This window comes from Streptomyces sp. NPDC005004, assembly GCF_053600675.1.
Genome location: NZ_JBSGAH010000025.1, coordinates 1 through 23,143, shown reverse-complemented (window position 1 = coordinate 23,143; position 23,143 = coordinate 1). Strand labels below are relative to the sequence as shown.

General features: G+C 72.6%; 21 protein-coding genes. 13 read left to right on the top strand and 8 right to left on the bottom strand.

Going from position 1 to position 23,143, the window contains the following annotated elements; all coding sequences use genetic code 11:
• Positions 1-27: 27 nt before the first annotated feature.
• A complete protein-coding gene (locus ACWEEU_RS27365) occupies positions 28-747 on the bottom strand; it encodes a MerR family transcriptional regulator (RefSeq protein ID WP_451735691.1) in 720 nt (239 codons plus the stop codon).
• Between the two features lie 210 nt (positions 748-957).
• Here ACWEEU_RS27365 and ACWEEU_RS27360 point away from each other — a divergent pair, with 210 nt between their 5' ends.
• The 4 genes from ACWEEU_RS27360 (at position 958) to ACWEEU_RS27345 (ending at position 4,626) form a co-directional block, all read left to right on the top strand.
• A complete protein-coding gene (locus ACWEEU_RS27360) occupies positions 958-2,427 on the top strand; it encodes an amino acid permease (RefSeq protein ID WP_451735688.1) in 1,470 nt (489 codons plus the stop codon).
• Positions 2,428-2,502: 75 nt separating this feature from the next.
• Positions 2,503-2,997 carry a macro domain-containing protein gene (locus ACWEEU_RS27355; RefSeq protein ID WP_385746788.1) on the top strand — a complete coding sequence of 165 codons (495 nt, stop codon included), beginning with the start codon at positions 2,503-2,505 and terminating at the stop codon, positions 2,995-2,997.
• Positions 2,994-3,920, top strand: a complete 927-nt coding sequence (locus ACWEEU_RS27350; RefSeq protein ID WP_451735684.1) for a PfkB family carbohydrate kinase — start codon at positions 2,994-2,996, stop codon at positions 3,918-3,920. The genes ACWEEU_RS27355 and ACWEEU_RS27350 overlap by 4 nt, the downstream gene beginning before the upstream one ends.
• A gap of 85 nt (positions 3,921-4,005) precedes the next feature.
• Positions 4,006-4,626 (top strand): 2'-5' RNA ligase family protein, encoded by a 621-nt coding sequence (locus tag ACWEEU_RS27345; RefSeq protein WP_451735681.1) that lies wholly within the window; start codon positions 4,006-4,008, stop codon positions 4,624-4,626.
• A gap of 58 nt (positions 4,627-4,684) precedes the next feature.
• Here ACWEEU_RS27345 and ACWEEU_RS27340 read toward each other — a convergent pair whose 3' ends face one another.
• Entirely contained in the window at positions 4,685-6,175 is a 1,491-nt protein-coding gene (locus ACWEEU_RS27340) for a M1 family metallopeptidase (RefSeq protein ID WP_451735678.1), read from the bottom strand.
• A gap of 170 nt (positions 6,176-6,345) precedes the next feature.
• Between ACWEEU_RS27340 and ACWEEU_RS27335 the strand changes: the two genes are divergently transcribed.
• The 5 genes from ACWEEU_RS27335 (at position 6,346) to ACWEEU_RS27315 (ending at position 13,035) form a co-directional block, all read left to right on the top strand.
• Entirely contained in the window at positions 6,346-8,328 is a 1,983-nt protein-coding gene (locus ACWEEU_RS27335) for a Xaa-Pro dipeptidyl-peptidase (RefSeq protein WP_451735675.1), read from the top strand.
• A gap of 279 nt (positions 8,329-8,607) precedes the next feature.
• A complete protein-coding gene (locus ACWEEU_RS27330; protein ID WP_451735672.1) occupies positions 8,608-9,276 on the top strand; it encodes an O-methyltransferase in 669 nt (222 codons plus the stop codon).
• A gap of 50 nt (positions 9,277-9,326) precedes the next feature.
• The gene (locus ACWEEU_RS27325) at positions 9,327-10,154 is read left to right on the top strand and encodes an MOSC domain-containing protein (protein ID WP_385746800.1); all 828 of its coding nucleotides are present in this window, start codon (positions 9,327-9,329) and stop codon (positions 10,152-10,154) included.
• A 165-nt stretch (positions 10,155-10,319) separates the two neighbouring features.
• A complete protein-coding gene (locus ACWEEU_RS27320; RefSeq protein ID WP_385746802.1) occupies positions 10,320-11,348 on the top strand; it encodes an oxidoreductase in 1,029 nt (342 codons plus the stop codon).
• 46 nt (positions 11,349-11,394) lie between these two features.
• Positions 11,395-13,035, top strand: a complete 1,641-nt coding sequence (locus ACWEEU_RS27315; RefSeq protein ID WP_451735668.1) for an ABC-F family ATP-binding cassette domain-containing protein — start codon at positions 11,395-11,397, stop codon at positions 13,033-13,035.
• A gap of 82 nt (positions 13,036-13,117) precedes the next feature.
• Here the strand turns inward: ACWEEU_RS27315 and ACWEEU_RS27310 are convergent, their stop codons facing one another.
• From ACWEEU_RS27310 to ACWEEU_RS27300, 3 genes are all read right to left on the bottom strand, one after another.
• Positions 13,118-15,523, bottom strand: a complete 2,406-nt coding sequence (locus ACWEEU_RS27310) for a Tex family protein (RefSeq protein ID WP_451735665.1) — start codon at positions 15,521-15,523, stop codon at positions 13,118-13,120.
• Positions 15,524-15,624: 101 nt separating this feature from the next.
• Positions 15,625-15,747 (bottom strand): LPFR motif small protein, encoded by a 123-nt coding sequence (locus tag ACWEEU_RS27305; RefSeq protein ID WP_307815087.1) that lies wholly within the window; start codon positions 15,745-15,747, stop codon positions 15,625-15,627.
• 160 nt (positions 15,748-15,907) lie between these two features.
• The gene (locus ACWEEU_RS27300) at positions 15,908-16,663 is read right to left on the bottom strand and encodes an enoyl-CoA hydratase/isomerase family protein (RefSeq protein WP_385746808.1); all 756 of its coding nucleotides are present in this window, start codon (positions 16,661-16,663) and stop codon (positions 15,908-15,910) included.
• 267 nt (positions 16,664-16,930) lie between these two features.
• On the opposite strand from ACWEEU_RS27300, the gene ACWEEU_RS27295 reads away from it, so the two are divergent.
• Positions 16,931-17,428, top strand: coding sequence for an ATP-binding protein (locus ACWEEU_RS27295; RefSeq protein WP_385746830.1), 498 nt, complete (start codon positions 16,931-16,933; stop codon positions 17,426-17,428).
• Between the two features lie 33 nt (positions 17,429-17,461).
• On the opposite strand, the gene idi is transcribed toward ACWEEU_RS27295, so the two are convergent.
• Positions 17,462-18,055, bottom strand: a complete 594-nt coding sequence (gene idi / locus ACWEEU_RS27290) for an isopentenyl-diphosphate Delta-isomerase (protein WP_385746810.1) — start codon at positions 18,053-18,055, stop codon at positions 17,462-17,464.
• A 231-nt stretch (positions 18,056-18,286) separates the two neighbouring features.
• Entirely contained in the window at positions 18,287-19,219 is a 933-nt protein-coding gene (locus tag ACWEEU_RS27285; protein WP_451735660.1) for a cation diffusion facilitator family transporter, read from the bottom strand.
• A 198-nt stretch (positions 19,220-19,417) separates the two neighbouring features.
• Here ACWEEU_RS27285 and ACWEEU_RS27280 point away from each other — a divergent pair, with 198 nt between their 5' ends.
• Entirely contained in the window at positions 19,418-19,882 is a 465-nt protein-coding gene (locus ACWEEU_RS27280) for a hypothetical protein (protein WP_451735657.1), read from the top strand.
• Positions 19,883-19,957: 75 nt separating this feature from the next.
• Here ACWEEU_RS27280 and galE read toward each other — a convergent pair whose 3' ends face one another.
• Positions 19,958-20,926: a UDP-glucose 4-epimerase GalE gene (gene galE, locus ACWEEU_RS27275; protein ID WP_385746816.1), complete on the bottom strand. Its 969-nt coding sequence runs from the start codon at positions 20,924-20,926 to the stop codon at positions 19,958-19,960.
• A gap of 317 nt (positions 20,927-21,243) precedes the next feature.
• Here galE and ACWEEU_RS27270 point away from each other — a divergent pair, with 317 nt between their 5' ends.
• Entirely contained in the window at positions 21,244-23,043 is a 1,800-nt protein-coding gene (locus ACWEEU_RS27270) for a DUF5941 domain-containing protein (RefSeq protein WP_451735654.1), read from the top strand.
• Positions 23,040-23,143: sugar phosphate nucleotidyltransferase (locus tag ACWEEU_RS27265; protein WP_350816699.1), on the top strand; the 104-nt coding region annotated here is incomplete at its 3' end. The genes ACWEEU_RS27270 and ACWEEU_RS27265, both read left to right, overlap by 4 nt.

Genomic DNA, 23,143 nt, shown 5'->3' with positions numbered 1-23,143 from the left:
CGGGGCGGGCGGCCCGCAGCCGCTTTTCTACTCCGCGTCCTCCGGCGACGGCCCCGCCTCCGACAGCCACTGCCGCACCTCCCGCTTCAGCGACCGCTGGAACGTGGTCAGCAGCGCCTGCACCACCAGCGGCTGCATGTGCGCCGACAGCGAGCGCACATCCCGGGCGTCCCGCTCCGTCACCGCGCCCCGCAGCAGGTCGGACAGTTCGCGGGCGGCGGCGCGGGAGTGGTCGAGGAGGGCGGTGCGGGCGGCGAGGATCACCTCGTGGGAGAGGGGGACGTCCAGGAGGCGTACGCCGAGGCGCAGGAGCCCGGCGTCCACCCGCCAGTCGTCGCCCTCGGGGGCGAGCACGTCCATCGCGGCGAGGCGTCGCAGGTCTTCGTCGTCCAGCGGGCGCCCGGCCCGGCGCTCCAGGTCCGCGCGCGAGAGCGTCTCCACCGCCTCGGGCGCCCAGGAGGAGACCACCGCGCGGTGCACGGCGAGATCCTGGTCGGAGAGGTCCGCCGGGAGCCGTTCCAGATACCGCTCGATCCCGGCGAGGGTCAGCCCCTGGAGCTGGAGCTCCTCGATCAGCGCGAGCCGGGCCAGGTGCTCGCGGCCGTAGCGGCCCACCCGGCGCGGGCCTATCACCGGGGGCGGGAGCAGACCCCGGGTGCCGTAGAAACGGACCGTGCGCACGCTGACCCCGGACCGCGCGGCCAGCTCGTCGATGGTGAGGGCGGGCTCCTCGGCCTCGGTCGTCATGCGCAGCAGTATCGCCGCCGTACCGGTGCTGTGAAAGCCGGGGAGGATGTGTGAGAAGTACCGCTCTGTGACGTGGACCACCGCATTACGGGTGATCTCTCTGGGAAGCTGCTGCCTTGGTCTGAACCGCGACACACCGAGGCGGGGTGGGCCGAATTGTCAGGAACCCGGGCTCACGAGGTCCGGGCGCACCAGAGAGTGGAACGACCCGTGAGCAAGGAAGCCGTGGAATCGGCACCGGCCGCCGTACAGGCGGCCCAGGCGTCCCAGACGCCCGCGGACGCGGGCGACGCCGGATACAGCAAGGACCTCAAGGCCCGTCACGTCAACATGATCGCCATCGGCGGTGCCATCGGCACCGGCCTGTTCCTGGGCGCCGGCGGCCGTCTGCACAACGCGGGCCCCGCGCTCGCGATCGCCTACCTGGTCTGCGGCGTCTTCGCCTTCTTCGTCGTGCGGGCGCTCGGCGAGCTGGTCCTGTACCGCCCCTCCTCGGGCTCCTTCGTGTCGTACGCGCGCGAGTTCCTCGGGGAGAAGGGCGCCTACGTCGCCGGCTGGATGTACTTCCTGAACTGGTCGACCACCGGCATCGCGGACATCACCGCGATCGCGCTCTACACGCACTACTGGAGCATGTTCACGCCCATCCCGCAGTGGGTGCTGGCGCTGATCGCCCTCGCGGTGGTGCTCGCCGTGAACCTGATCTCGGTGAAGATCTTCGGCGAGATGGAGTTCTGGTTCGCGATCATCAAGGTCGCGACGCTGGTCAGCTTCATGTTCGTCGGCATCTTCCTGCTGGCCACCCGGCACGACGTGGGCGGCCACCAGCCCGGCCTGAGCGTCATCACCGACCACGGCGGTGTCTTCCCGCACGGCATGATGCCCGTCGTCCTGGTCATGCAGGGCGTGATCTTCGCGTACGCCGCGCTCGAGCTGGTCGGCGTCGCCGCCGGTGAGACCGAGCGGCCCGAGAAGGTCGTCCCGCGCGCGGTGAACTCGATCATGTGGCGCGTGGGCCTGTTCTACGTCGGCTCGGTCGTGCTGCTCGCGCTGCTGCTGCCCGGCTCGGTGTACTCCGCCGACCAGAGCCCGTTCGTCACCGTGCTGTCCAAGATCGGCATCCCGGCGGCCGGCGACGTGATGAACCTGGTCGTGCTGACCGCCGCCATGTCCTCGCTGAACTCCGGCCTGTACTCCACCGGCCGCATCCTGCGCTCCATGGCGACGGCCGGTTCCGCGCCGAAGTTCACCGCCCGGATGAACCGCAGCCAGGTCCCCTACGGCGGCATCCTGCTGACCTGCGCGGTCTGCGTGCTCGGCGTCGGCCTGAACTACCTCGTGCCCAGCCAGGCCTTCGAGATCGTGCTGAACGTCGCCTCCCTCGGCATCATCAGCACCTGGGTGATCATCATGATCTGCCACATGATCTTCGTCCGCCGCGCCCGCGCGGGCCAGGTCACCCGGCCGCACTTCCAGCTCAAGTTCAGCCCGGTCACCGAGATCGCCACGATCGTCTTCCTGCTGGTCTGCCTCGGCATGATGTGGAACGACCCGGATGTGGGCCGCAAGACCCTGCTGCTCATCCCGGTCATCGCGGCGCTGCTGGTCGCGGGCTGGTACGGCGTGCGGGGCCGGGTGCGCCGGAACGCGGCAGAGGAGCCGGCGGAACTGGCGAAGTAGCCGTTACCGGGCCGCCTGCGGCCCGTTGCCTCGCAGCTCGGCGGAGTTGTCGGTGACCGCCGCTACGGTGGCGTCATGTCGGAGATCGTTTACGTCCGGGGTGACGCCACCGAGCCGTGTGCGGGAGGGGCACGGGTGATCGCCCATGTCTGCAACGACGCCGGCGGCTGGGGGAGAGGCTTCGTCGCCGCCCTCTCCCGGCGGTGGCCCGAGCCGGAAGCGGACTACCGCGCCTGGTACCGCGACCGCGCGGTCAACGACTTCGGCCTGGGCGCGCTCCGCCTCGTCTCCGTGAGCCCCGACCTGTGGGTGGCCAACATGATCGGCCAGCACGGCATCAGAAGACCCGGCGCGAGAGCCCCCGCTCCCGTCCGCTACGACGCGATCGATGCCGCCCTCGACCGTCTCGCCGGCCAAGTGATCGAACTCGGCGCCTCCGTCCACCTGCCTCGCATAGGCTGCGGCCTGGCGGGCGGAACCTGGCCGCACGTGGAGCCGCTGATCACCGGGCGGCTGGTGCGGCGGGGCATCGCGGTGACGGTGTACGACCACGGGGAGGGCGGTCCATGACCGTGCGGGACGGGATCGACGTACTGGTGCTCGGCGGGGCCGGGGTGGACACGATCGTGCCGGTCCCCGCGCTGCCGCTGCCCTACGCCGACAGCTACATGATCGACTCCGGCATCCGCACCCGCGCCGGACAGACCGGCGACTTCGTCGCCCTGGGCCTGGCCGCCCTCGGCCTGCGCGTCCACCACCTCGACCTCCTCGGCGACGACCCCGAGGGCGACCTCGTCCGCACCCTGCACGCCGAGCACGGCATCGCCCTGACGGCGCTTCCGCAGCCCGCCGGGACGAAACGCGCGGTCAACCTGGTGGGTCCCGACGGCCGCCGCCTCTCCCTGTACGACACGAGCCGCGCCCGCCCCGGCGACCGCTTCCCCCCGGAGGTCCTGCGCCCCCTCGCCTCGGCCGGCCGGCACGTGCACGTGACGATCACCCACCCCTGCGCCGAGGCACTGTCCCTGCTTCTGGAGGCAGGCGTCCCCCTGTCCACCGACCTCCACGACTGGGACGGCGAAAACCCTTACCACGAGCCTTTCGCCCTCGCCGCCGACCTCGTCTTCCTCTCCACCACGGCCTTGTCCGACCCCGAGTCCACGATGCGCCGCATCGCGAGCCGCGGCCGCGCCCGGGCCGTCGTCGCCACGGCAGGCGCCAAGGGCGCCTACCTCCTGACGAACGGCGATCTGACCCACATACCGCCCGCCACCCCACCCGCCCCGGTCACGGACTCCAACGGGGCGGGCGACGCCTTCGCGGCCGCCTTCCTCTACGGCCACCTGAACGGCGAGCCCCCGGAGCGCTGCGCCCGCCACGGCGCGGTGGCGGGAGCGTACGCGTGCACGGTCCCGGCTGACCGGACGGACGCGATCACCCGGGACGCGCTGCTCGGCGGGACGGCGGATCCGGCGGGGCGGGCCATCGGCTGAGAGCCGGGACCAGTCCCCCCCGGGAAAGCGGCGGAGCCGCCTCGCGCTCTCGCCAGGCACCGGGGCCGCCTGATTTGATCGCCGTATGACTTCGTTCGACGACATGCGGAACCACTGGTGGTGGCGGCCCGGCTGGAGCGAGGGCCGCCGCTTCTACACCTGGCACCTCACGTTCGAGGGTCAGCCGGACGTACACCGACTCGCCGCCGAGTACCGCTCCGCGCTCACCCCGCTCGGAGACGCGTTCACGCTCGTCCCGGACCGATGGCTGCATCTGACCATGCAGGGGATCGGCTTCGTGGACGAGGTCAAGGAACGGGACGCCCGGGCCGTCGTCGACGCGGCCGGAGAGCACCTGGCCGCCATCCCGGCCTTCGACATGCAGCTCGGCCCGCACGTGCCGGACCCGGAGGCCATCGTGCTGCCCGTCCACCCGGACGGTCCCGTGCACGCCGTCCGCAGTGCGATCCGCAGCGCGATCGGGGACGTCCTGACCGAGGTCCCGGAGAACGCCGACGGCTTCACTCCGCACGTCTCAGTGGCCTACAGCGCCAGCGATGGCCCGGCGGCACCCGTCTTCCGGGCCCTCGACGGCCGCGACTTCACCCCGGCCCGCGCCCGCGTCACCCACGCCGACCTGATCGTGCTCCACCGCGACCACCAGATGTACGAGTGGGAGCCCTTCGCCTCGGTGCCCCTGGGCTGACCGCCAGCCCGTCCTTCCCCGGCCGACCGCGCGAACGCGGTCGGCCGGAACAGGCTGATCAGTGTCCGTGCACGTCGTTCGTCGCCTCGATCTTCTTCCACGACTTCGGCTGAGTCACCTGTGCGGCACTGCGGGCCAGGGCAGCCCCCGTCGCGGGCGACGCCGGCTTCGTCGGTTCGAAGAGCCAGGTGTCGAAGAGGGACGACAGCGGTTTGCCGGAGATCTGCTCGGCGTAGCGCTGGAAGTCGGAGACCGAGGCGTTGCCGTAGGCGTGGGCCGCGGGCCAGCCCTTGAGGATGGCGAAGAAGGCGTCGTCGCCCACGGCACGGCGGAGCGCCTCGATGGCGAGGGCACCGCGGTCGTAGACGGCGAGGTCGAACTGGCCGTCCGCGCCCGGGTCGCCCGGCTCGACCGTCCAGAACGGGTCGTCGGACGGGTGGGAGGCGTAGACGTAGTCGGCCAGTTCGCGCGTGGTGCCCTCGCCCTCGTGCTCGGACCAGAGCCACTGGGCGTAGCGGGCGAAGCCCTCGTTGATCCAGATGTCCTTCCAGCCCTTGAGGGAGACGTCGTCGCCGTACCACTGGTGGGCCAGCTCGTGCACGACCACCGAGGTGTTGGAGCCCTGCGCGAACTGCTTCGGGCTGTAGTAGACGCGGGTCTGGGTCTCCAGCGCGTAGCCGGTGGTGGTGTTCGGGACGTAGCCGCCCGCCGTGGAGAAGGGATACGGGCCGAAGTAACCGCTCAGCCAGTCCACCAGCTCGCCGGTGCGCTCCACGCTGGCGCGGGCGGCGCCGTCGTTGTCGCCGAGGTCCTTGCTGTAGGCGTTGATCACCGGCACCCCGCCCTCGGAGGTGGAGGTGGTGATGTCGAAACGGCCGAGGGCCAGGGTGGCCAGGTATGTCGCCTGGGGCTTGGTCTGGCGCCAGGCGTAGCGGGTCCAGCCGAGCTTCGAACCGGTCGACGTCAGCACGCCGTTGGAGATGGCCTGGGTGCCGTCCGGGACGGCCACCGAGACGTCGTAGGTGGCCTTGTCGCTCGGGTGGTCGTCGCTCGGGAACCACCACCACGCGGACTCGGGCTCGTCGGCCGCCACCGCGCCGTCGGGCGTGCGGTGCCAGGCGGTGAAGCCGTACGCGCTCTTCGTGGACGGCACCCCGCTGTAGCGGACCACGACGGTGACCGGCGTCCCCTCCGGCAGCGGGGTCTTCGGCGTGACGACCAGCTCGTGTTCGCCGGAGGAGGTGAACGCGGCCTTCACGCCGTTGACCCGCACCTCGCTCACGTCGAGCAGGAAGTCCAGGTCGAAGCTGGAGAGGTCCTGGGTGGTCTTCGCCAGGATGGTCGCGGTGCCCTCCAGCTCGTCCGTCTTCGGCTGGTACTTCAGGCGGAGGTCGTAGTGCGAGACGTCATAGCCGCCGTTGCCGTAGGACGGGTAGTAGGGGTCACCGATGCCCGGCGCGCCCGGCGTGAAGGTCACGGCCGACGCCGGGACCGCCAGCAGGAGGGAGGCCGCGGCCAGCGCGCCCGGCGCGATGATTCTGCGGTGCACGTCAGCTCCAAGTCGTCGGTACGGAAAGTCTGTTCGGAGCCTATTGAGTCCCTGTGGCCCCGCGGGTGTCCACGGCCGCTCCTGTCACACGATCGCCATTCGGCCGACACTCCGCCCCCGCCCCGAAGCGCCTTCTTTTGCACGGCAGTTGACCGATGTACCGTCCGCCCATGCCGATTCGCACGCTGTGGAGAACGCTCGCGATCCTGGCCGTCGCAGCCCTGACGGCCGTCTTCCTCGTACCGGTCGCCGCCCAGGCGGCACCCCGCGAGAGCAGGCCCGTCTACTCGTACGCGCACGCCGTCCGCGAGTCGGTGTGGGTGGACACCGGTCTGGACGGGGACGGCGACGGACGCACCGACCGCGTCGCCGCCGACATCGTCCGCCCCTCCGAACCCGCCCGCCAGGGTCGCAAGGTGCCCGTCATCATGGACGCCAGCCCCTACTACTCCTGCTGCGGCCGCGGCAACGAGAGCCAGCTCAAGACGTACGACGCGCAAGGGCACGTCGTGCAAATGCCCCTTTTCTACGACAACTACTTCGTTCCCCGCGGCTACGCCTTCGTCGGCGTCGACCTCGCCGGGACCAACCGCAGCGACGGCTGCGTGGACGTCGGCGGGCGCTCCGACATCCGCTCCGCCAAGGCGGTCGTCGACTGGCTCGGCGGCCGGGCCCGCGCCTACACCAGCCGCACCGGCGGCACACCGGTCAAGGCGAGCTGGACCAACGGCGCCACCGGCATGATCGGCAAGAGCTGGGACGCCACCATCGCCAACGGCGTCGCCGCCACCGGGGTGAAGAACCTCAGGACCATCGTGCCGATCAGCGGCATCTCCTCCTGGTACGACTACTACTTCGCCCAGGGCGCCCAGCTCTACGACGGCGGCCCCGACGAGCTGGCCGGTTACGTCGAGAGCGAGACCGCCCAGACCCACTGCGCGGCCGTGCAGAAGAAGCTCGCGGACGGCAGCCCCGCGAGCGGCGACTGGACCGGGCTGTGGACCGAGCGGGACTACGTCAAGGACGCGGCAAAGGTCCGTGCCAGCGTCTTCCTGGTGCACGGGATGCAGGACCTCAACGTCCGCACCAAGCACTTCGGCCAGTGGTGGGACGCGCTCGCAAGGCACGGCGTCGAGCGCAAGATCTGGCTCTCCCAGACCGGCCACGTCGATCCCTTCGACTACCGGCGCGGCGCCTGGGTCGACATCCTGCACCGCTGGTTCGACCACGAACTCCTCGGCTACGACAACGGCGTCGACCGCGAGCCCATGGCCGACATCGAACGCCACCCCGACCAGTGGGTCACCTCCGCCGTCTGGCCGCCGCGCGACACCCGGACCACCACCCTGTACCCGGCCCGCGGCGCCACCCCCGGCGTCGGCGCCCTGGGTCTCGGCCGCTCCCCCGGCACCGAGCGGTTCACCGACGACCCCAGCCGGAGCGAGACCGACTGGGCGGCCGACCTCACGAAGTCCACGCCCGACAAGGCCGCCTTCGTCACCCCGGCGCTCACCGGACCGCTGCGGATCTCCGGTTCCTCGCATGTCACCGTGACCGCCACGTCGAGCACCTCCTCCGCCCATCTGTCCGCCGTCCTGGTCGACCTCGGCCCGGACACCATCCGCGACTACGCCGACGGCGCCGAGGGCATCACCACCCTGGCCGACCGCACCTGCTGGGGCGAGAGCACGGCCGGGGACAGCGCCTGCTTCAAGGCGACGGCGGCCAAGACGGCACACGTCGACGCCACTGTCGTCAGCCGGGGCTGGGCCGACCTCGGCCACCACGCCTCGCTCGCCAAGGGCACCCCGCTCACCCCCGGCCGTGCCTACTCCATGACCCTCGACCTGGCCGCGACCGACCATGTCGTCCCGGCGGGCCACCGGCTGGCCCTGATCGTCGCGGGCACCGACAAGGACCTGATCGAACCGCCCTCCACCCGGCCCACCCTCACCCTCGACCTCTCCCGCACCAGGGCCCAGCTCCCGCTGGACGGAGGAGCCAAGGCCCTCGCCCGGGCCACCGCGACAGCACCCGCCGCGCGCACCCTCACCGTCGTCGGCACCCCGGAGTGCGCGAGCGGCTACGGCGACGGCTGCACGGCCACCGTGCCGCCCGGCCGGACCGTGCCCGGTTCGCGCACGTCCAGGTAGACACCGACACCGGACAGACGGCCCAAGTCGAAGGCCGGCAACCGGTGTTCGCGAGGCACGGTACGCATGACGCCCGGGTCGGCCGGAAGACCGGCCCGGGCCGGCGTGGGGACCACGCGACGGGGTGGGGGTACGGCGACGCAGAACGGCACCTCACGACGCCGAGCCGGTCGAAGCGCACATGACCGCGCGCGATCTCGCGCAGCATCTGAAGGCTCCGCCGGTGCTCATAGTAGGTTTCCTTCCGGAAACCGGCCGGTACCGAAAGGGGACCCACCCGTGTCGCAGCAGCTCTGGAACGCCGTGGACGACTACTTCAACGGTCTCCTCGTCGAGGAGGACGCCGCGCTGCGGGCCGCGGCGGAGGAGAGCGAGGCGGCCGGCCTCCCTCCGCACCAGGTCGCCCCGAACCAGGGCAAGTTGCTGCACCTGCTGGCCCGCATCCAGGGTGCCCGCTCGGTGCTGGAGATCGGCACCCTCGGCGGCTACAGCACCATCTGGCTGGCCCGCGCCCTGCCCGAGGGCGGCCGGCTGATCACCCTGGAGGCCGACCCGCACCACGCCGAGACCGCCGCCGCCAACATCGCGGCCGCCGAGGTCGGTCACCTGGTCGACCTGCGGGTCGGCAAGGCCGCCGACACCCTGCCGGCCCTCGCGGACGAGGGCGTCGGCCCCTTCGACCTGGTCTTCATCGACGCGGACAAGCCGTCCAACCCCGAGTACCTGCGCTGGGCGCTGCGGCTCACCCGGCCCGGCAGCGTCATCATCGGGGACAACGTCGTACGCGAGGGAGCGGTGACCGACCCCGCGAGCGAGGACCCCCGCGTCCAGGGAGTGCGCAGCTTCACCGAACTCATATCGGAACACCCGCAGTTGACCGCGACGACACTGCAGACCGTCGGGGCCAAGGGGCACGACGGGTTCACGCTGGCGCTCGTCACCGAGTAACCAGCGCACACCGAAAGACAGTCGACCGGACCGACCAGCCCGAGGCACACATGGCCACCGTCACCCACCTGACGTACTACCCCGTCAAAGGCTGCGCCGGAGTCCCGGTGACGGAAGCCCAGTTGACGCCCGCCGGGCTCGCACACGACCGCAGCTTCATGGTCGTCAGCGAAGAGGGCGTCTTCCGCACCCAGCGACGCGACCCCCGACTCGCGCTGATCCAGCCCGAGATCACTCCCGGCGGCGATCGACTCACCCTCCACGCACCCGGCCACGACACCGTGCGCATCGCCGTGGACACGTCCGGCGCCGCCCGGCCGGTCGAGCTGTTCGGCACCGCCTACCGGGGCATCGACCAGGGCGACACGGTGGCCGACTGGCTGTCCCTGGTGCTGGGCACGCCCAGCAGGCTGGTCCGGGTCCCGCCCGACCACGACCGGGTGACCGACGGCCGGACACCGGGCACCTCCGGCTACGCCGACAGCTGCGCCCTGCACGTCGCCTCCCGCGCCACCCTGGACGAGCTGAACCGGCGACTGGCGGAGCGCGGCGCCGCCCCGCTGCCGATGAGCCGCTTCCGCCCCAACGTCGTCATCGACGGCTGGGACGAGCCCCACACCGAGGACCGCGTCCTGCTCCTCACCCTCGGCGCGGCCGAACTCGGCTACGCCAAGCTCGCCATCCGCTGCGCCGTCACCACCGTCGACCAGGAGACCGGCGCCAGATCCGGCCCCGAACCGCTGCGCACCCTCGCGGGATACCGGCGCGCGGCGGAGGGCGGAGTCGCGTTCGGCACGAAGTTCGCCGTGCTGCGCCCGGGCAAGGTGTCCGTGGGGGACGAGGCGGTCGTCGGCGGATGGGGCGAGTCGGAGCTGTAGAGCGCGGCGGGGCCGTCCAGTGCCGTACGAACAGGTACACCCTCGACCACGCGTACGGCCGTTGCCCCCTGGGGACCAAGGGAATTCCGGCCACCGTGCCACGGGTGTGCCAAGAGTCCGCTCCCGGTGGGCTCCCGATCCCCCCGGCGCCGGGATACTCGCAGCATGTCTGCCGCTTACGCGACCTTCGGCCTGGTACCGGCGTTCCGCGCGGGCGGCGTGCTGCCCGACGGCGGCTATCAGATCCACCGCGACTTCACCGACTTCGTCGTGGACGGACAGCCCCTGCTGTTCCGCTTCCCCGACCTGGACGCGGTGACCCCGCTCGCCTCCGACGTGCCGACCGAGGTGCTGGCCGCGCAGGTGCGGGGACTGCTCCTGGAGGGCGAACCCCCGCTGCCCGGGGGGCGGTTCGTGGTGTACGGGTGCCCCGAGTGCGCGGATCTGGCGTGCGGGGCGCTGACCGCCGTCGTGGAGCGGGACGACGGCGACGTCGTCTGGCGCGACTTCGCCTGGCAGGACGGCGAGCACGCCGAACCGGTGCGCGACGGCTACGGCGGCACGGGACCGTTCCGCTTCCGGGCCCCCGCCTACCGGGCCGCCCTCACCGCCCTGCTCGACCGCCCCGAGGCCGCGCCCGCACCCCGGCCCCACGTCCTGGTGATCGGCCCCCGCGCCGGGGTCCCCGCCCGCCTTGCCGCCGCCCTGCGCGGCACCGGCATCGGCGCCGACGTCACCCCCGAGGTGGACGACGTACCCGCCGAGGAACTGCGCCGCTACGACGCCGTGCTGTACGCCCCCGGTGTCCCCGAGCCCCAGCAGGCCGCCGTGCACCAGGCGTTCGCGCGGGCCGGGGTCGACACCGCACACGTGGACGCCCTCGCGCCGATCGTCCCGCTCCTCGTCGCCCAGACCGAGCAGGCGCTCGACCGCGACCCGCTCCGCCCGCGCCGGATCACCGCCCTCACCGCCGACCGCCACACCGCCGTACTCGACGTGGCCACCGCCTGCCGGGTCCGTCTTCTCGCCTACCGCCGCGACCGCCTCCACCGCGTCCACGTGCGCGAACTCCTCGACGAGGTCCTCACCCCGGGGACCCACCACCTCCCGCTGGACCCGAGAGCGGTACGCGGCAGCGCGTACGTGGTGGCCCGCACGACCGGAACGGTCCTGACGGCACCGGCCGCCCCCTGACGCCTGGCCGCGCCGCCCTTCGCCGGACATTAAAATCGGCCCCCTGATGACTGCCACCCTCGTCGCCAAGAACCTCGCCGCCGGCCACGCCGACCGCTCCCTCTTCTCCGGACTCGACCTCGTCGTCGCGCCCGGGGACGTGATCGGGCTGGTCGGTGCCAACGGTGCGGGCAAGTCCACGCTGCTCAGGCTCCTCGCCGGGCTGACCCCGCCCGAGGACGGCGAGCTGCGGCTCTCCCCGCCCACCGCCGCCGTCGGCTGTCTGCCGCAGGAGCCGGAGCGCAGGCCGGGGGAGAGCGTGCGGGAGTTCCTCGGCCGCCGCACCGGCGTCGCCGAGGCGCAGCGGATCATGGACGAGGCCACCCAGGCGCTCGTGGACGGCGCGCCCGGCGCCGACGACGCCTACGCCACCAGCCTGGACCGCTGGCTGCACCTCGGCGGCGCCGACCTGGACGAGCGCGCCGAGGAGGTCGCCAGCTCACTCGGCCTCGCCGTCGACCTCGACCGGCCGATGACCTCCCTCTCCGGCGGCCAGGCGGCCCGCGCGGGCCTCGCCTCGCTGCTGCTCTCCCGCTACGACGTCTTCCTCCTGGACGAGCCCACCAACGACCTCGACCTCGACGGCCTGGAGCGCCTGGAGCGCTTCGTCACCGGCCTGCGCGCGGGCACCGTCGTCGTCAGCCACGACCGCGAGTTCCTCACCCGCACGGTCACCAAGGTCCTCGAACTCGACCTCGCCCAGCGGCAGATCAACCTCTACGGCGGCGGCTACGCGGGCTACCTGGAGGAGCGCGAGGTCGCCCGCAGGCACGCCCGCGAGGACTACGAGGAGTACGCCGACAAGCGCGCCGCCCTCCAGGACCGCGCCCAGACGCAGCGCTCCTGGATGGACAAGGGCGTCAAGAACGCCCGGCGCAAGGCGGGCAACGACAACGACAAGATCGGCCGCAAGTTCCGCAGCGAGGCCAGCGAGAAGCAGGCCGCCAAGGCACGTCAGACCCAGCGCATGATCGAGCGCCTGGAGGTCGTCGACGAGCCCCGCAAGGAGTGGGAGCTGCGCATGGAGATCGCCTCCGCGCCCCGCTCCGGCGCGGTCGTCGCCACCCTGCGCGATGCCGAGGTGCGGCGCGAGGGCTTCACCTTCGGCCCGGTCACGCTCCAGATCGACTGGGCCGACCGCATCGCGGTCACCGGTGCCAACGGCGCGGGCAAGTCCACCCTGCTCGGCGCCCTCCTCGGCCGCGTCCCGCTGGACGCCGGGCACGCCGCGCTCGGCTCCGGCGTCCTGGTCGGCGAGGTGGACCAGGCGCGCGGCCTCTTCCACGGCCCCGAGACCCTGCTCGCCGCCTTCCAGGCGGCCGTGCCCGAGACCGAGGCGGCCGAGGTACGTACCCTGCTCGCCAAGTTCGGCCTGAAGGCCGACCATGTGCTGCGCCCCGCCGCGACCCTCTCCCCGGGCGAACGCACCCGCGCCGCCCTCGCCCTCCTCCAGGGCCGGGGCGTCAACCTGCTCGTCCTGGACGAGCCGACCAACCACCTCGACCTGCCCGCCATCGAACAGCTCGAGTCCGCCCTCGACGCCTACGACGGCACGCTGCTCCTGGTCACCCACGACCGCCGGATGCTCGACGCGGTCAAGGTGAACCGCCGCCTGGAGGTCGCCGACGGCAAGGTGACGGAGCGCTAGACAGACAGGGGGAGCCCGACGGGCTCCCCCTGTGTCATCGGTGCCGGGCGGCGATTCACACCCGCCCGGCACCCCCTGCGGCTCAGCCCCGCCCGTTGCCCGGGTTCAGCAGCCCGGCGCGGCGCAGCGCGTCCGCCATCGCACTGTTGGCGGGAGCGGGCGCCTGACGGCCGCCCCGGTCGCCACCGCGCCCCTGCCCCTGTCCCTGCCGGCCGGACTGGCCCTGGCGACCGCCCTGACTCCGTCGCTGCTGCGGCGGACGGGAGCCGCCGCCGCGCCGCTCCTTGCCGTCCTGCCCCTGCGCCGCCGCCTCGTCGTCGAGGCGCAGCGTCAGCGCGATCCGCTTGCGCGGGATGTCCACGTCCAGGACCTTCACCTTGACGATGTCACCCGGCTTGGCCACGTCCCGCGGGTCCTTGACGAACGTCCTGGACATCGCGGACACGTGGACCAGACCGTCCTGGTGGACGCCGATGTCCACGAACGCGCCGAAGGCGGCCACGTTCGTCACCACGCCCTCGAGGACCATCCCCGCGGACAGGTCGGAGATCTTCTCCACGCCCTCCTTGAAGGTGGCCGTCTTGAAGGCCGGACGCGGGTCGCGCCCCGGCTTCTCCAGCTCCCTGAGGATGTCCGTGACGGTCGGCAGACCGAAGGTGTCGTCCACGAAGTCGGCGGGGCGCAGCGAGCGCAGCACACCGGTGTTGCCGACCAGCGAGGCGACCTCCTGGCCCGTGGTCTTCACCATCCGCCGCACCACCGGGTACGCCTCCGGGTGCACGCTGGAGGAGTCCAGCGGGTCGTCCCCGCCTCGGATGCGCAGGAAGCCCGCACACTGCTCGTACGCCTTCGGGCCGAGCCGGGAGACCTTCTTGAGCTGGGCGCGGGAGGTGAACGGGCCGTTGGCGTCGCGGTGCGCCACGATGTTCTCCGCGAGAGTGGCGGAGACGCCGGACACCCGCGAAAGCAGCGGCACGGACGCCGTGTTGACGTCCACGCCGACGCCGTTCACACAGTCCTCGACCACCGCGTCCAGCGAGCGCGACAGCTTCACCTCGGACAGGTCGTGCTGGTACTGCCCGACACCGATCGACTTCGGGTCGATCTTCACCAGTTCGGCCAGCGGGTCCTGGAGACGGCGCGCGATGGAGACGGCGCCGCGCAGCGACACGTCCATGCCGGGCAGCTCGCGGGAGGCGTACTCCGACGCCGAGTACACCGACGCGCCCGCCTCGGACACCATCACCTTGGTGAGGTTCAACTCCGGGTGCCTGGCGATGAGTTCGGTGGCCAGTCTGTCGGTCTCGCGGGAGGCGGTGCCGTTGCCGATCGCGATCAGGTCGACCGCGTGCTCCTTCGACAGACGCGCCAGTCTGGCGATCGCCTCGTCCCACTTGTTGGCCGGGACGTGCGGGTAGATCACGTCGGTGGCGACGGCCTTGCCCGTCGCGTCCACCACGGCCACCTTCACGCCGGTACGGAAACCGGGGTCGAGGCCGAGCGTGGCGCGGGTGCCGGCCGGGGCGGCGAGCAGCAGGTCGCGCAGGTTGGCGGCGAACACGTTCACCGCCTCGTCCTCGGCGGCCGTGCGCAGCCGCAGCCTGAGGTCGATGCCGAGGTGTACCAGGACCCGGGTGCGCCAGGCCCAGCGGACCGTGTCCGTCAGCCACTTGTCGGCCGGACGGCCTCGGTCCGCGATGCCGAACCGCGTCGCGATGAAGCCCTCGTACGTCGACGGGCCCTCGGTCGGCTCCTCCGGCTCCAGGACCAGGTCGAGGACCTCCTCCTTCTCGCCGCGCAGCATCGCGAGGATCCGGTGCGAGGGCAGCTCGGTGAACGGCTCGGTGAAGTCGAAGTAGTCGGCGAACTTGGCGCCCGCCTCCTCCTTGCCCTCGCGCACCTTGGCCGCGAGGCGTCCGCGCGTCCACATCCGCTCGCGCAGCTCGCCGATCAGGTCGGCGTCCTCCGAGAACCGCTCGGTCAGGATCGCCCGCGCGCCGTCCAGCGCGGCCTGCGCGTCCGCGACGCCCTTGTCGCCGTCCACGAACGCGGCCGCGGCGGCGGCCGGGTCGACCGACGGATCGGTCAGCAGCCCCTCGGCCAGCGGCTCCAGCCCCGCCTCGCGCGCGATCTGCGCCTTGGTGCGCCGCTTGGGCTTGTACGGCAGATAGACGTCCTCCAGACGCGCCTTGGTCTCGGCGCCCCGGATGCGGGCCTCCAGGTCCTCGGTGAGCTTGCCCTGCTCGCGCACCGACTCCAGGATCGCTGCCCGCCGGTCCTCCAGCTCCCGCAGGTAGCGCAGCCGTTCCTCGATCGTGCGCAACTGCGCGTCGTCGAGCATCTCGGTCGCTTCCTTGCGGTAGCGGGCGATGAAGGGCACGGTCGAACCGCCGTCCAGCAGCTCCACCGCGGCCTTCACCTGCCGCTCCCGTACGCCGAGTTCCCCGGCGATCCTGCCTTCGATGGACGCTGTGAGGGGTGTCGTCACGATCCCGTACCGCCTTCTCCACTGAGGTTGCGCGGCAATTGTGGCAGGTGACACCGGCATCCGGACGGCAGGGCGCTCCGGCGGCCCGTCGCGCGCGACGCTCAGGCGCGGCTGCCGCCCGAGGCGCCCCCGAACAGCCGGGCGAGCGCCCGGAACGGCAGCGTGACGACGGTGGCGATGGCTCCGCCGATCTGGCGCAGCACGTCGGCGATGGCACGGAACACGATGGGTTCTCCCTTCTCGCGGACTCCACCCGGCCCCCTCCGGGGCTTCCCCGAGGTCCCGGGGGCGGGTGCTCCGGGCTTTCCCGGACTTCTCCCGGACGACAGACGTCCGGGCCGGTCCGGGTACCCCGTCGGTCGCCGCCCACGCCCCCCGCCCCGATCACTGCGTCGCGGGCGCGCTCCAGGTGAAGCGGGGTGCCCGGCGCTCCAGGAACGCGGAGACCCCCTCGGCGGTGTCGGACGAGGCGCGGGCCTGCTTCGCCCAGTGGGCGTCGCGGTCGGTGCGGCCGTCCGCGAACTCCTTCGCCGCCGCCTGGGTCAGCCGGGAGCGGGACACGAGCACCCCGGTCAGGGCGTCCACCCGCTTGTCGAGGTCCCCTGCGGGCAGCACCTCGTCCACCAGAGCGGTGCGCAGGGCCCGCTCGGTGTCGATCAACTCGCCAGAGAACAGCAGATACTTGGCGGTCGCCGGGCCCACCAGCGACACCAGGCGCCGGGTGGAGGAGGCCGGGTAGACGATGCCGAGCTTCGCGGGGGTCACCCCGAACAGCGCCCCCTGCTCCGCGAGGCGCAGATCACAGGCCGCCGCGAGCTGGGCCCCGCCGCCCACGCAGTGTCCCCGGACGGCGGCGAGCGTCGGTTTCGGGAACGCGGCGAGTGCCTCCTCGGCCGCCACCGCGAGCCCCTGCGCCTCCTCGGGACCCTCCCGGAGCGAGGAGATGTCGGCGCCCGCGCAGAAGGTCCCGCCCTCGCCGGTCAGCACCAGCGCCCGTACGTCCGCGTCGGCGGCGAGCCGGTCGAGCAGCGGGGGCAGCGACCGCCACATCGCGGCGGTCATGGCGTTGCGCTTGGCCGGGTTGCGGATGACGACGGTGGCGACGTGACCGGTGACCTGGTACGACAACTGCGGCTCCATGCGGCGGATCGTATCGAGGCGGTCCGTCCCGCCGGTAAGCCCCCGGAACGTGGTCCGAATCGACCCCGGGACCAAACCCGTACAACCCGAAGAGTTCGGGAACCGGCGTCCGGGGGACAGGAACAGTCGCGCGGACGACCGGGTCATACGGGAACGGTCGAAAACGTTCGATACCCGCTGACTTCTGTTCAGTCATCCGGTGCGGAGCCGATCATTACCAACACTCGACGTGTGGTGACAATCGAGCGCGAGGGTGGCGACCGGACGATGGACAACCACGGGCGCGGGAGCGTGCCGCGCCCAGCGGAGGAGGGCGCCCCGCCGGCGCCCGGAACACTGCCGTACGAAGGGGTCTGGAGGTTCACCGCGGCCACCGTGGACGCCTCGGTCCCGCAGGCCCGGCACGCGGTGCGCGATCTGCTGCTGCGCCAGGGCGTTCCCGTCGCCGACGACGTGGCGCACGGGCTGCTGCTGATCGTCTCCGAACTGGTCACGAACGCGGTCAAGCACGCGGCGCTGCTGTCGCCGATGCTCGCCGTGGAGGTGGCCGTCGGCGCGGAGTGGGTGCGGGTGTCGGTGGAGGACAACCACCCCTACCGGCCGACCGCCCTGGAGGCGGACCACGGCCAGACCGGCGGACGCGGTCTGCTGCTCGTGCGCGAGGTGGCGCGGGAGGCGGGCGGCACGGTCGACGTGGAGCACACGGCGAGCGGCGGCAAGGTGATCTGGGCGGCCCTGCCGCTCAAGCCCGCGCTCCAGCGGTGAGACCGCCCCCGGCCCCTCGGACCCGCCCGGGTCCTACCAGCCCGCCGAGGGGCCGGTCAGTTCCCTGATCGCGGGGCGGGCCGCGTCCAGGACGGTCAGGAACCACGCCGAGAACGGTTCACGCGCGTGCCGCTCCGCCAGCTCGGCGGCCGAGACGAACGCGGTCTCCTCGACCTCCTCCGCGTCCGGCGCCACGGGCTCCTGGACCAGACCGACGAAGAGGTGGTTGAACTCCTGCTCCACCAGGCCCGAGGCCGGGTCCGGGTGGTTGTAGCGGACGGTGCCCGCCGCGGCCAGCAGCGAGGGGGAGACGCCCAGCTCCTCGTACGTCCGCCGGGCCGCCGCCGCGAAGGGGGCCTCGCCCGGGTACGGGTGGCCGCAGCAGGTGTTGGACCAGACACCGGGGGAGTGGTACTTGCCGAGCGCGCGCTGCTGGAGCAGCAGCCTGCCCCGCTCGTCGAAGAGGAACACCGAGAATGCCCGGTGGAGCTGTCCCGGCGGCTGATGGGCGGCGAGCTTCTCCGCGGTGCCGATCGTCACGCCCTTCTCGTCGACCAGTTCCAGCAAAATCGGCTGTGTGGTGCCGTTCGACGAGCTGTGCGTCTCGGTGGCAGGTGTGATCGGCATACCCATCCTTCGCCTCGGTCTTCGCACCCCAAGTCTGCCGTACGAATCCGGCACTCCCGACACTTCCCGGCACGTCCGCATGTCCCGTGCCAGGTGGGGCGGAAGCGGGGCCCGGAAGCACATCGTGCCCGGCACCCGCTGCGGGGAACCTCGGCAAGCCCTCGCACACGGGTGCGCACCGTCAACGTACGCCACCGGCACCGCCGGGTGCGGCCCCCCCAGGGGCCGACGTCAGTGGCAGAGGTGGGCCTCGTGCTCCGCGTGGCCGCCGGGCTCCAACTGGAAGGTGCAGTGCTCCACGTCGAAGTGGTCGCCGAGGCAGCCCTGGAGCTCGTGCAGCATCTTCTCGTGGCCGATCGCGTTCAGCACCTCCGTGCTGACCACCACGTGCGCGGAGAGCACCGGCAGGCCCGAGGTGATGGTCCAGGCGTGCAGGTCGTGCACGTCCTCCACGCCGTCCAGCTCCAGGATGTGCGTGCGCACCTCGGCCATGTCCACGTTCTTCGGGGCCGCTTCCAGGAGCACGTCCAGCGTCTCGCGCAGCAGCTTCACCGTCCTCGGCACGATCATCAGACCGATCACCAGCGAGGCGATCGGGTCGGCGGCCTGCCAGCCGGTGGCCAGGATGACGGCCGCCGAGACGATCACCGCGACCGAGCCGAGGGCGTCGGCGGCGACCTCCAGGAAGGCGCCGCGCACGTTGAGGCTGTCCTTCTGCCCGCCCATCAGCAGCAGAAGCGAGACGGAGTTGGCGACCAGACCGATCGCACCGAAGACGATCATCAGTCCGCCCTCGGTCCCGGCGGGGTGGACGAACCGCTCCACCGCCTCGAAGAGGACGTACCCGCCGACTCCGAGCAGCAGCAGACAGTTGGCCAGGGCCGCAAGGATCTCGGCGCGGGCGTAGCCGAAGGTGCGGTTGGCGCTGGGCGGCCGCGCCGCGAAGTGGATGGCGAGCAGCGCCATCACGAGCCCGACCGCGTCGGTCGCCATGTGGGCCGCGTCGGCGATCAGCGCGAGCGAGTCCGCGAGGAACCCGCCGGCGATCTCCACCACCATGATGGTGAGCGTGATCCCCAGCGCCGCCCGCAGCCGTCCCCGATAGGCGGCCGCCGCCGTCCCCGTGGGCGCGTGACTGTGCCCGTGGTCGTGCCCTGCCCCCATGCGAGGACCACCCTTCCGTCTGCCCACCGGCTCACAGTGAACAACGCCCGGCGCCGCCGGGCAACGCGGCACTGAACACCGTTGTCATATCACCTGACCTGCGCAAACGAACCGCAGGTCAGGCACGTGGCAAAGGAGTTCCGGACCGACGGCGCGTGGGTGAGGATGACCCTTTCGGAGCCGGAAGGGGACATGGGGATGGGGTACGAACTGCGGGCGGTGATCGCCGGCCGGGCGCTGCTGGAGGACGCGGTGGGAGATCCGCCGGGCGCCGGGTCGGCACCGCTCGAACAGGGCCTGGCACTGCTGCCGCTCACCGACGCGCTGTCCGGCTCCGGGGGCGGCGGGCCCTCCCCCCTCGGGTTCCGGGGGCTTCCCGGCGGCTTCGAGCCGATGCTCGCGCGGTGGTCGGCCGCAGGGCCCGTGGCCTTGGTGGAGGCCGAGTACTTCGGCGGCGTCGGTGAACAGCGCGCCGCGGTGTGGGAGGGCGGGGCGGTCGTCCTGGGTCCGCTCCACGTCGACGAGGACGAGTCCACTCCGGCCGAGGGCAGCCCCGTCTCCCGGGCGCTGCGGCGGCTGGGACTGGTGGCGCGGGCCGGGCAGGACGAGTTCGACACGGCCGGCCTGGGGCGGAGACGGACCAGCGAGGGCTGGCTCGCCTGAGCGGTGACCACGGGGCCGCGCGCCCACGGTCGCGCGCTTCACGAGCGGACTCCCACCCGTGAAGCGCGCCGGGACTCACCCGTGGTGGTGCCGCCACCCCTCCCACGCCGATGCCACCATCTCGCGCACGTCCCGCCGGGCCCGCCAGCCCAGTTCGGCGTGGGCACGGGCGGCGGAGGCGACGGCTCGGGGGGCGTCGCCGGGGCGGCGGGGTTCGACGAGGGGCTGGGTCGTCTCGCCGGTGACCTCGCCGATCACGGTGATCAGCTCGCGGACCGAGACGCCCTCGCCGCTGCCGATGTTCAGGGTGAGATCGCCGGTGAAGGTGTCGTCGCGGAGGCGGCGGGCCGCCGCCAGGTGGGCTTCCGCGAGGTCCGCCACGTGGATGTAGTCGCGGACGCAGGTGCCGTCCGGGGTCGGATAGTCGTCGCCGAAGATCCGGGGCGCCTCGCCGCGGGTGAGGCGGTCGAAGACCATCGGGACGATGTTGAAGACCCCGGTGTCCGCCAGCTCCGGGGCGGCGGCCCCCGCCACGTTGAAGTAGCGCAGGCACACCGTCGCGATGCCGTGCGCCCGGCCCGCCGCCCGCACCAGCCACTCACCGGCCAGCTTGGTCTCGCCGTAGGGGTTCACCGGCACGCACGGGGTGTCCTCGGTGATCAGGTCCACGTCCGGGTTGCCGTACACCGCCGCCGAGGACGAGAACAGCAGCCGTCGCACCCCGCTCTCCGCCATCGCGTCCAGAAGCGTGCCGAGGCCGCCTAGGTTCTCCCGGTAGTAGCGGGTGGGCTCCGCCACCGACTCCCCGACCTGCTTGCGCGCCGCGAGATGCACCACACCGGTCACCCCGTGCTCGGCCAGCACCCGCTTCAGCAGATCCCCGTCCAGCGTCGAGCCCTCGACCAGCGGCACCCCCTCGGGCAGCCGCTCCGGCACGGCGGCCGACAGGTCGTCGAGCACCACGGCACTCTCCCCGGCACCGGCCAGCGCCCGTGCCACGTGTGCCCCGATGTATCCGGCTCCGCCGGTGATCAGCCACGTCATGGTCGCCCACCCTATGCCGCCCCGGACCCGCCCCGGCAGAGCCCGGGCCGCCGCCCCTCTGTCCCGCGATGCCCGGGTCTGCGCCCCGCGGTTTGTGGGGCGGCCCCCGCATCCCCGATGATGATCGCGGCATGGGCCGGGAGGGCTCCGCGGCGGACCCGCGAGGGCCGGGCCGTGAACGCCCGGTGAACGGCGGCTCCGGCCGATCGGATAGCCTCTGCCGACATGCCGCCCAGGGTGCCGAAGGCAGGGCGCCCCACCACGCATCACGCAAGCGACCGGCGCCGACGCGCCGGCACCCAGGGAGTTGAGTTCGGTTGTCGACCGCCATCGTCACCGGTCAGCCGGTACCCGGATCGTCTCTCGAGGGCGATCTGCGGTCCCTCGGCTTCGACGTGCGTGTGGCCGCCGACGCCTCCGAGGCCGAGACCCTGCTCGCGGCCGTCCCGACGAGCCACCGCGTCGCCCTGGTCGACGCCCGCTTCGTCGGCCACCCGCACGCGCTGCGCCTCGGCCTGACCGACCCCCGCTTCCCGCTCGCCGCCGTACCCGGCGCCGTCACCGCGCAGGCCACCGCACGCCAGGCACTCGGCCGCGCCCTGACCCGCGAGACCACCGCGGGCGGCGGCACCGCCGTCGCCGTGGACAGCCTGCCCGACCGCCTGGTCACCGCCCTGGACGCCGACTACGGCGAGGTCCACCGCCCCGAGCTGGGCAGCCTCGTCGCCACCGTCCCCGCCGACCCCCAGACCCGCAACGAGGCCCGGCAGGCCGTCGCCGCCGTCGACGACGAGGCCGTACGCCTGAAGTCCGCCGTGAAGTCCCGGGACGGCTTCTTCACCACCTTCTGCATCAGCCCGTACTCGCGCTACATCGCCCGCTGGTGCGCCCGCCGGGGCCTGACCCCGAACCAGGTCACCACCGCCTCGCTGCTCACCGCGCTCATAGCGGCGGCCTCGGCCGCGACGGGCACCCGCGCCGGATTCATCGGCGCCGGCGTCCTGCTGATCGCCTCCTTCGTGCTGGACTGCACCGACGGCCAGCTCGCCCGCTACTCCCTGCAGTACTCCACTCTCGGCGCCTGGCTCGACGCCACCTTCGACCGCGCCAAGGAGTACGCCTACTACGCCGGTCTCGCCCTCGGCGCGGCCCGCGGCGGCGACGACGTCTGGGCCCTCGCGCTCGGCGCGATGATCCTCCAGACCTGCCGCCACGTCGTGGACTTCTCCTTCAACGAGGCCAACCACGACGCCACCGCCAACACCAGCCCCACCGCCGCCCTCTCCGGCCGGCTCGACAGCGTCGGCTGGACCGTGTGGCTGCGCCGGATGATCGTCCTGCCCATCGGCGAACGCTGGGCCATGATCGCCGTCCTCACCGCCGCGACCACGCCCCGCATCACCCTCTCCGTGCTCCTGATCGGCTGCGCGCTGGCCGCGACGTACACCACGGCGGGTCGCGTGCTGCGCTCGGTGACCCGCAAGGCCAAGCGCACCGACCGCGCGGCCGAGGCGCTGGCGGACCTGGCCGACCCCGGCCCGCTCGCGGAGCGGCTGAGCCGCCTGTTCCAGCGCGGACTGCCCGGCTACGGCGCCCCCGCCGTCGCCCTCCTCGGCGCCGCCGCCGTGGTCGCCTGCTCGGCGCTGCCCGGCTACGGCAGCCCGCTCCCGGTCGCCGGCGCCGTCCTCTACGTCGTCGCCTCGGCGCTCGCCGTGGCCCGCCCGCTCAAGGGCGCCCTCGACTGGCTCGTGCCGCCCTTCTTCCGGGCCGCCGAATACGGCACGGTCCTCGCCCTGGCCGCCCGCGCCGACGTACACGGAGCCCTCCCGGCGGCGTTCGGGCTGGTCGCGGCCGTCGCCTACCATCACTACGACACGGTGTACCGCATCCGCGGCGGCGCCGGCGCGCCGCCCGCGTGGCTCGTGCGCGCCATCGGCGGCCAGGAGGGGCGTGTCCTGCTCGTCGCCGTCCTCGCCGCGCTGCTGACCGCCTCGCAGTTCACCGTCGCGCTCACGGTCCTCGCCGTGGTCATCGCCTTGCTGGTGCTCGCCGAGAGCATCCGCTTCTGGGTGTCCGCAGGGGCGCCCGCCGTTCACGACGAAGGAGAAACCGCATGATCGGCCTCGTGCTGGCGGCCGGCGCCGGACGGCGTCTGCGCCCCTACACCGACACGCTGCCCAAGGCGCTCGTGCCGGTCGGGCCCGAGGGCGACGAGGA

What these genes read in the sequence shown, in the direction of transcription:
- ACWEEU_RS27365 (WP_451735691.1), bottom strand. Translation starts at nt 747, where the DNA reads ATGACGACCGAGGCCGAGGAGCCCGCCCTCACCATCGACGAGCTGGCC.
- ACWEEU_RS27355 (WP_385746788.1), top strand. Translation starts at nt 2,503, where the DNA reads ATGTCGGAGATCGTTTACGTCCGGGGTGACGCCACCGAGCCGTGTGCG.
- ACWEEU_RS27350 (WP_451735684.1), top strand. Translation starts at nt 2,994, where the DNA reads ATGACCGTGCGGGACGGGATCGACGTACTGGTGCTCGGCGGGGCCGGG.
- ACWEEU_RS27345 (WP_451735681.1), top strand. Translation starts at nt 4,006, where the DNA reads ATGACTTCGTTCGACGACATGCGGAACCACTGGTGGTGGCGGCCCGGC.
- ACWEEU_RS27335 (WP_451735675.1), top strand. Translation starts at nt 6,346, where the DNA reads ATGCCGATTCGCACGCTGTGGAGAACGCTCGCGATCCTGGCCGTCGCA.
- ACWEEU_RS27325 (WP_385746800.1), top strand. Translation starts at nt 9,327, where the DNA reads ATGGCCACCGTCACCCACCTGACGTACTACCCCGTCAAAGGCTGCGCC.
- ACWEEU_RS27320 (WP_385746802.1), top strand. Translation starts at nt 10,320, where the DNA reads ATGTCTGCCGCTTACGCGACCTTCGGCCTGGTACCGGCGTTCCGCGCG.
- ACWEEU_RS27315 (WP_451735668.1), top strand. Translation starts at nt 11,395, where the DNA reads ATGACTGCCACCCTCGTCGCCAAGAACCTCGCCGCCGGCCACGCCGAC.
- ACWEEU_RS27300 (WP_385746808.1), bottom strand. Translation starts at nt 16,663, where the DNA reads ATGGAGCCGCAGTTGTCGTACCAGGTCACCGGTCACGTCGCCACCGTC.
- ACWEEU_RS27295 (WP_385746830.1), top strand. Translation starts at nt 16,931, where the DNA reads ATGGACAACCACGGGCGCGGGAGCGTGCCGCGCCCAGCGGAGGAGGGC.
- idi (WP_385746810.1), bottom strand. Translation starts at nt 18,055, where the DNA reads ATGCCGATCACACCTGCCACCGAGACGCACAGCTCGTCGAACGGCACC.
- ACWEEU_RS27285 (WP_451735660.1), bottom strand. Translation starts at nt 19,219, where the DNA reads ATGGGGGCAGGGCACGACCACGGGCACAGTCACGCGCCCACGGGGACG.
- ACWEEU_RS27280 (WP_451735657.1), top strand. Translation starts at nt 19,418, where the DNA reads ATGGGGTACGAACTGCGGGCGGTGATCGCCGGCCGGGCGCTGCTGGAG.
- galE (WP_385746816.1), bottom strand. Translation starts at nt 20,926, where the DNA reads ATGACGTGGCTGATCACCGGCGGAGCCGGATACATCGGGGCACACGTG.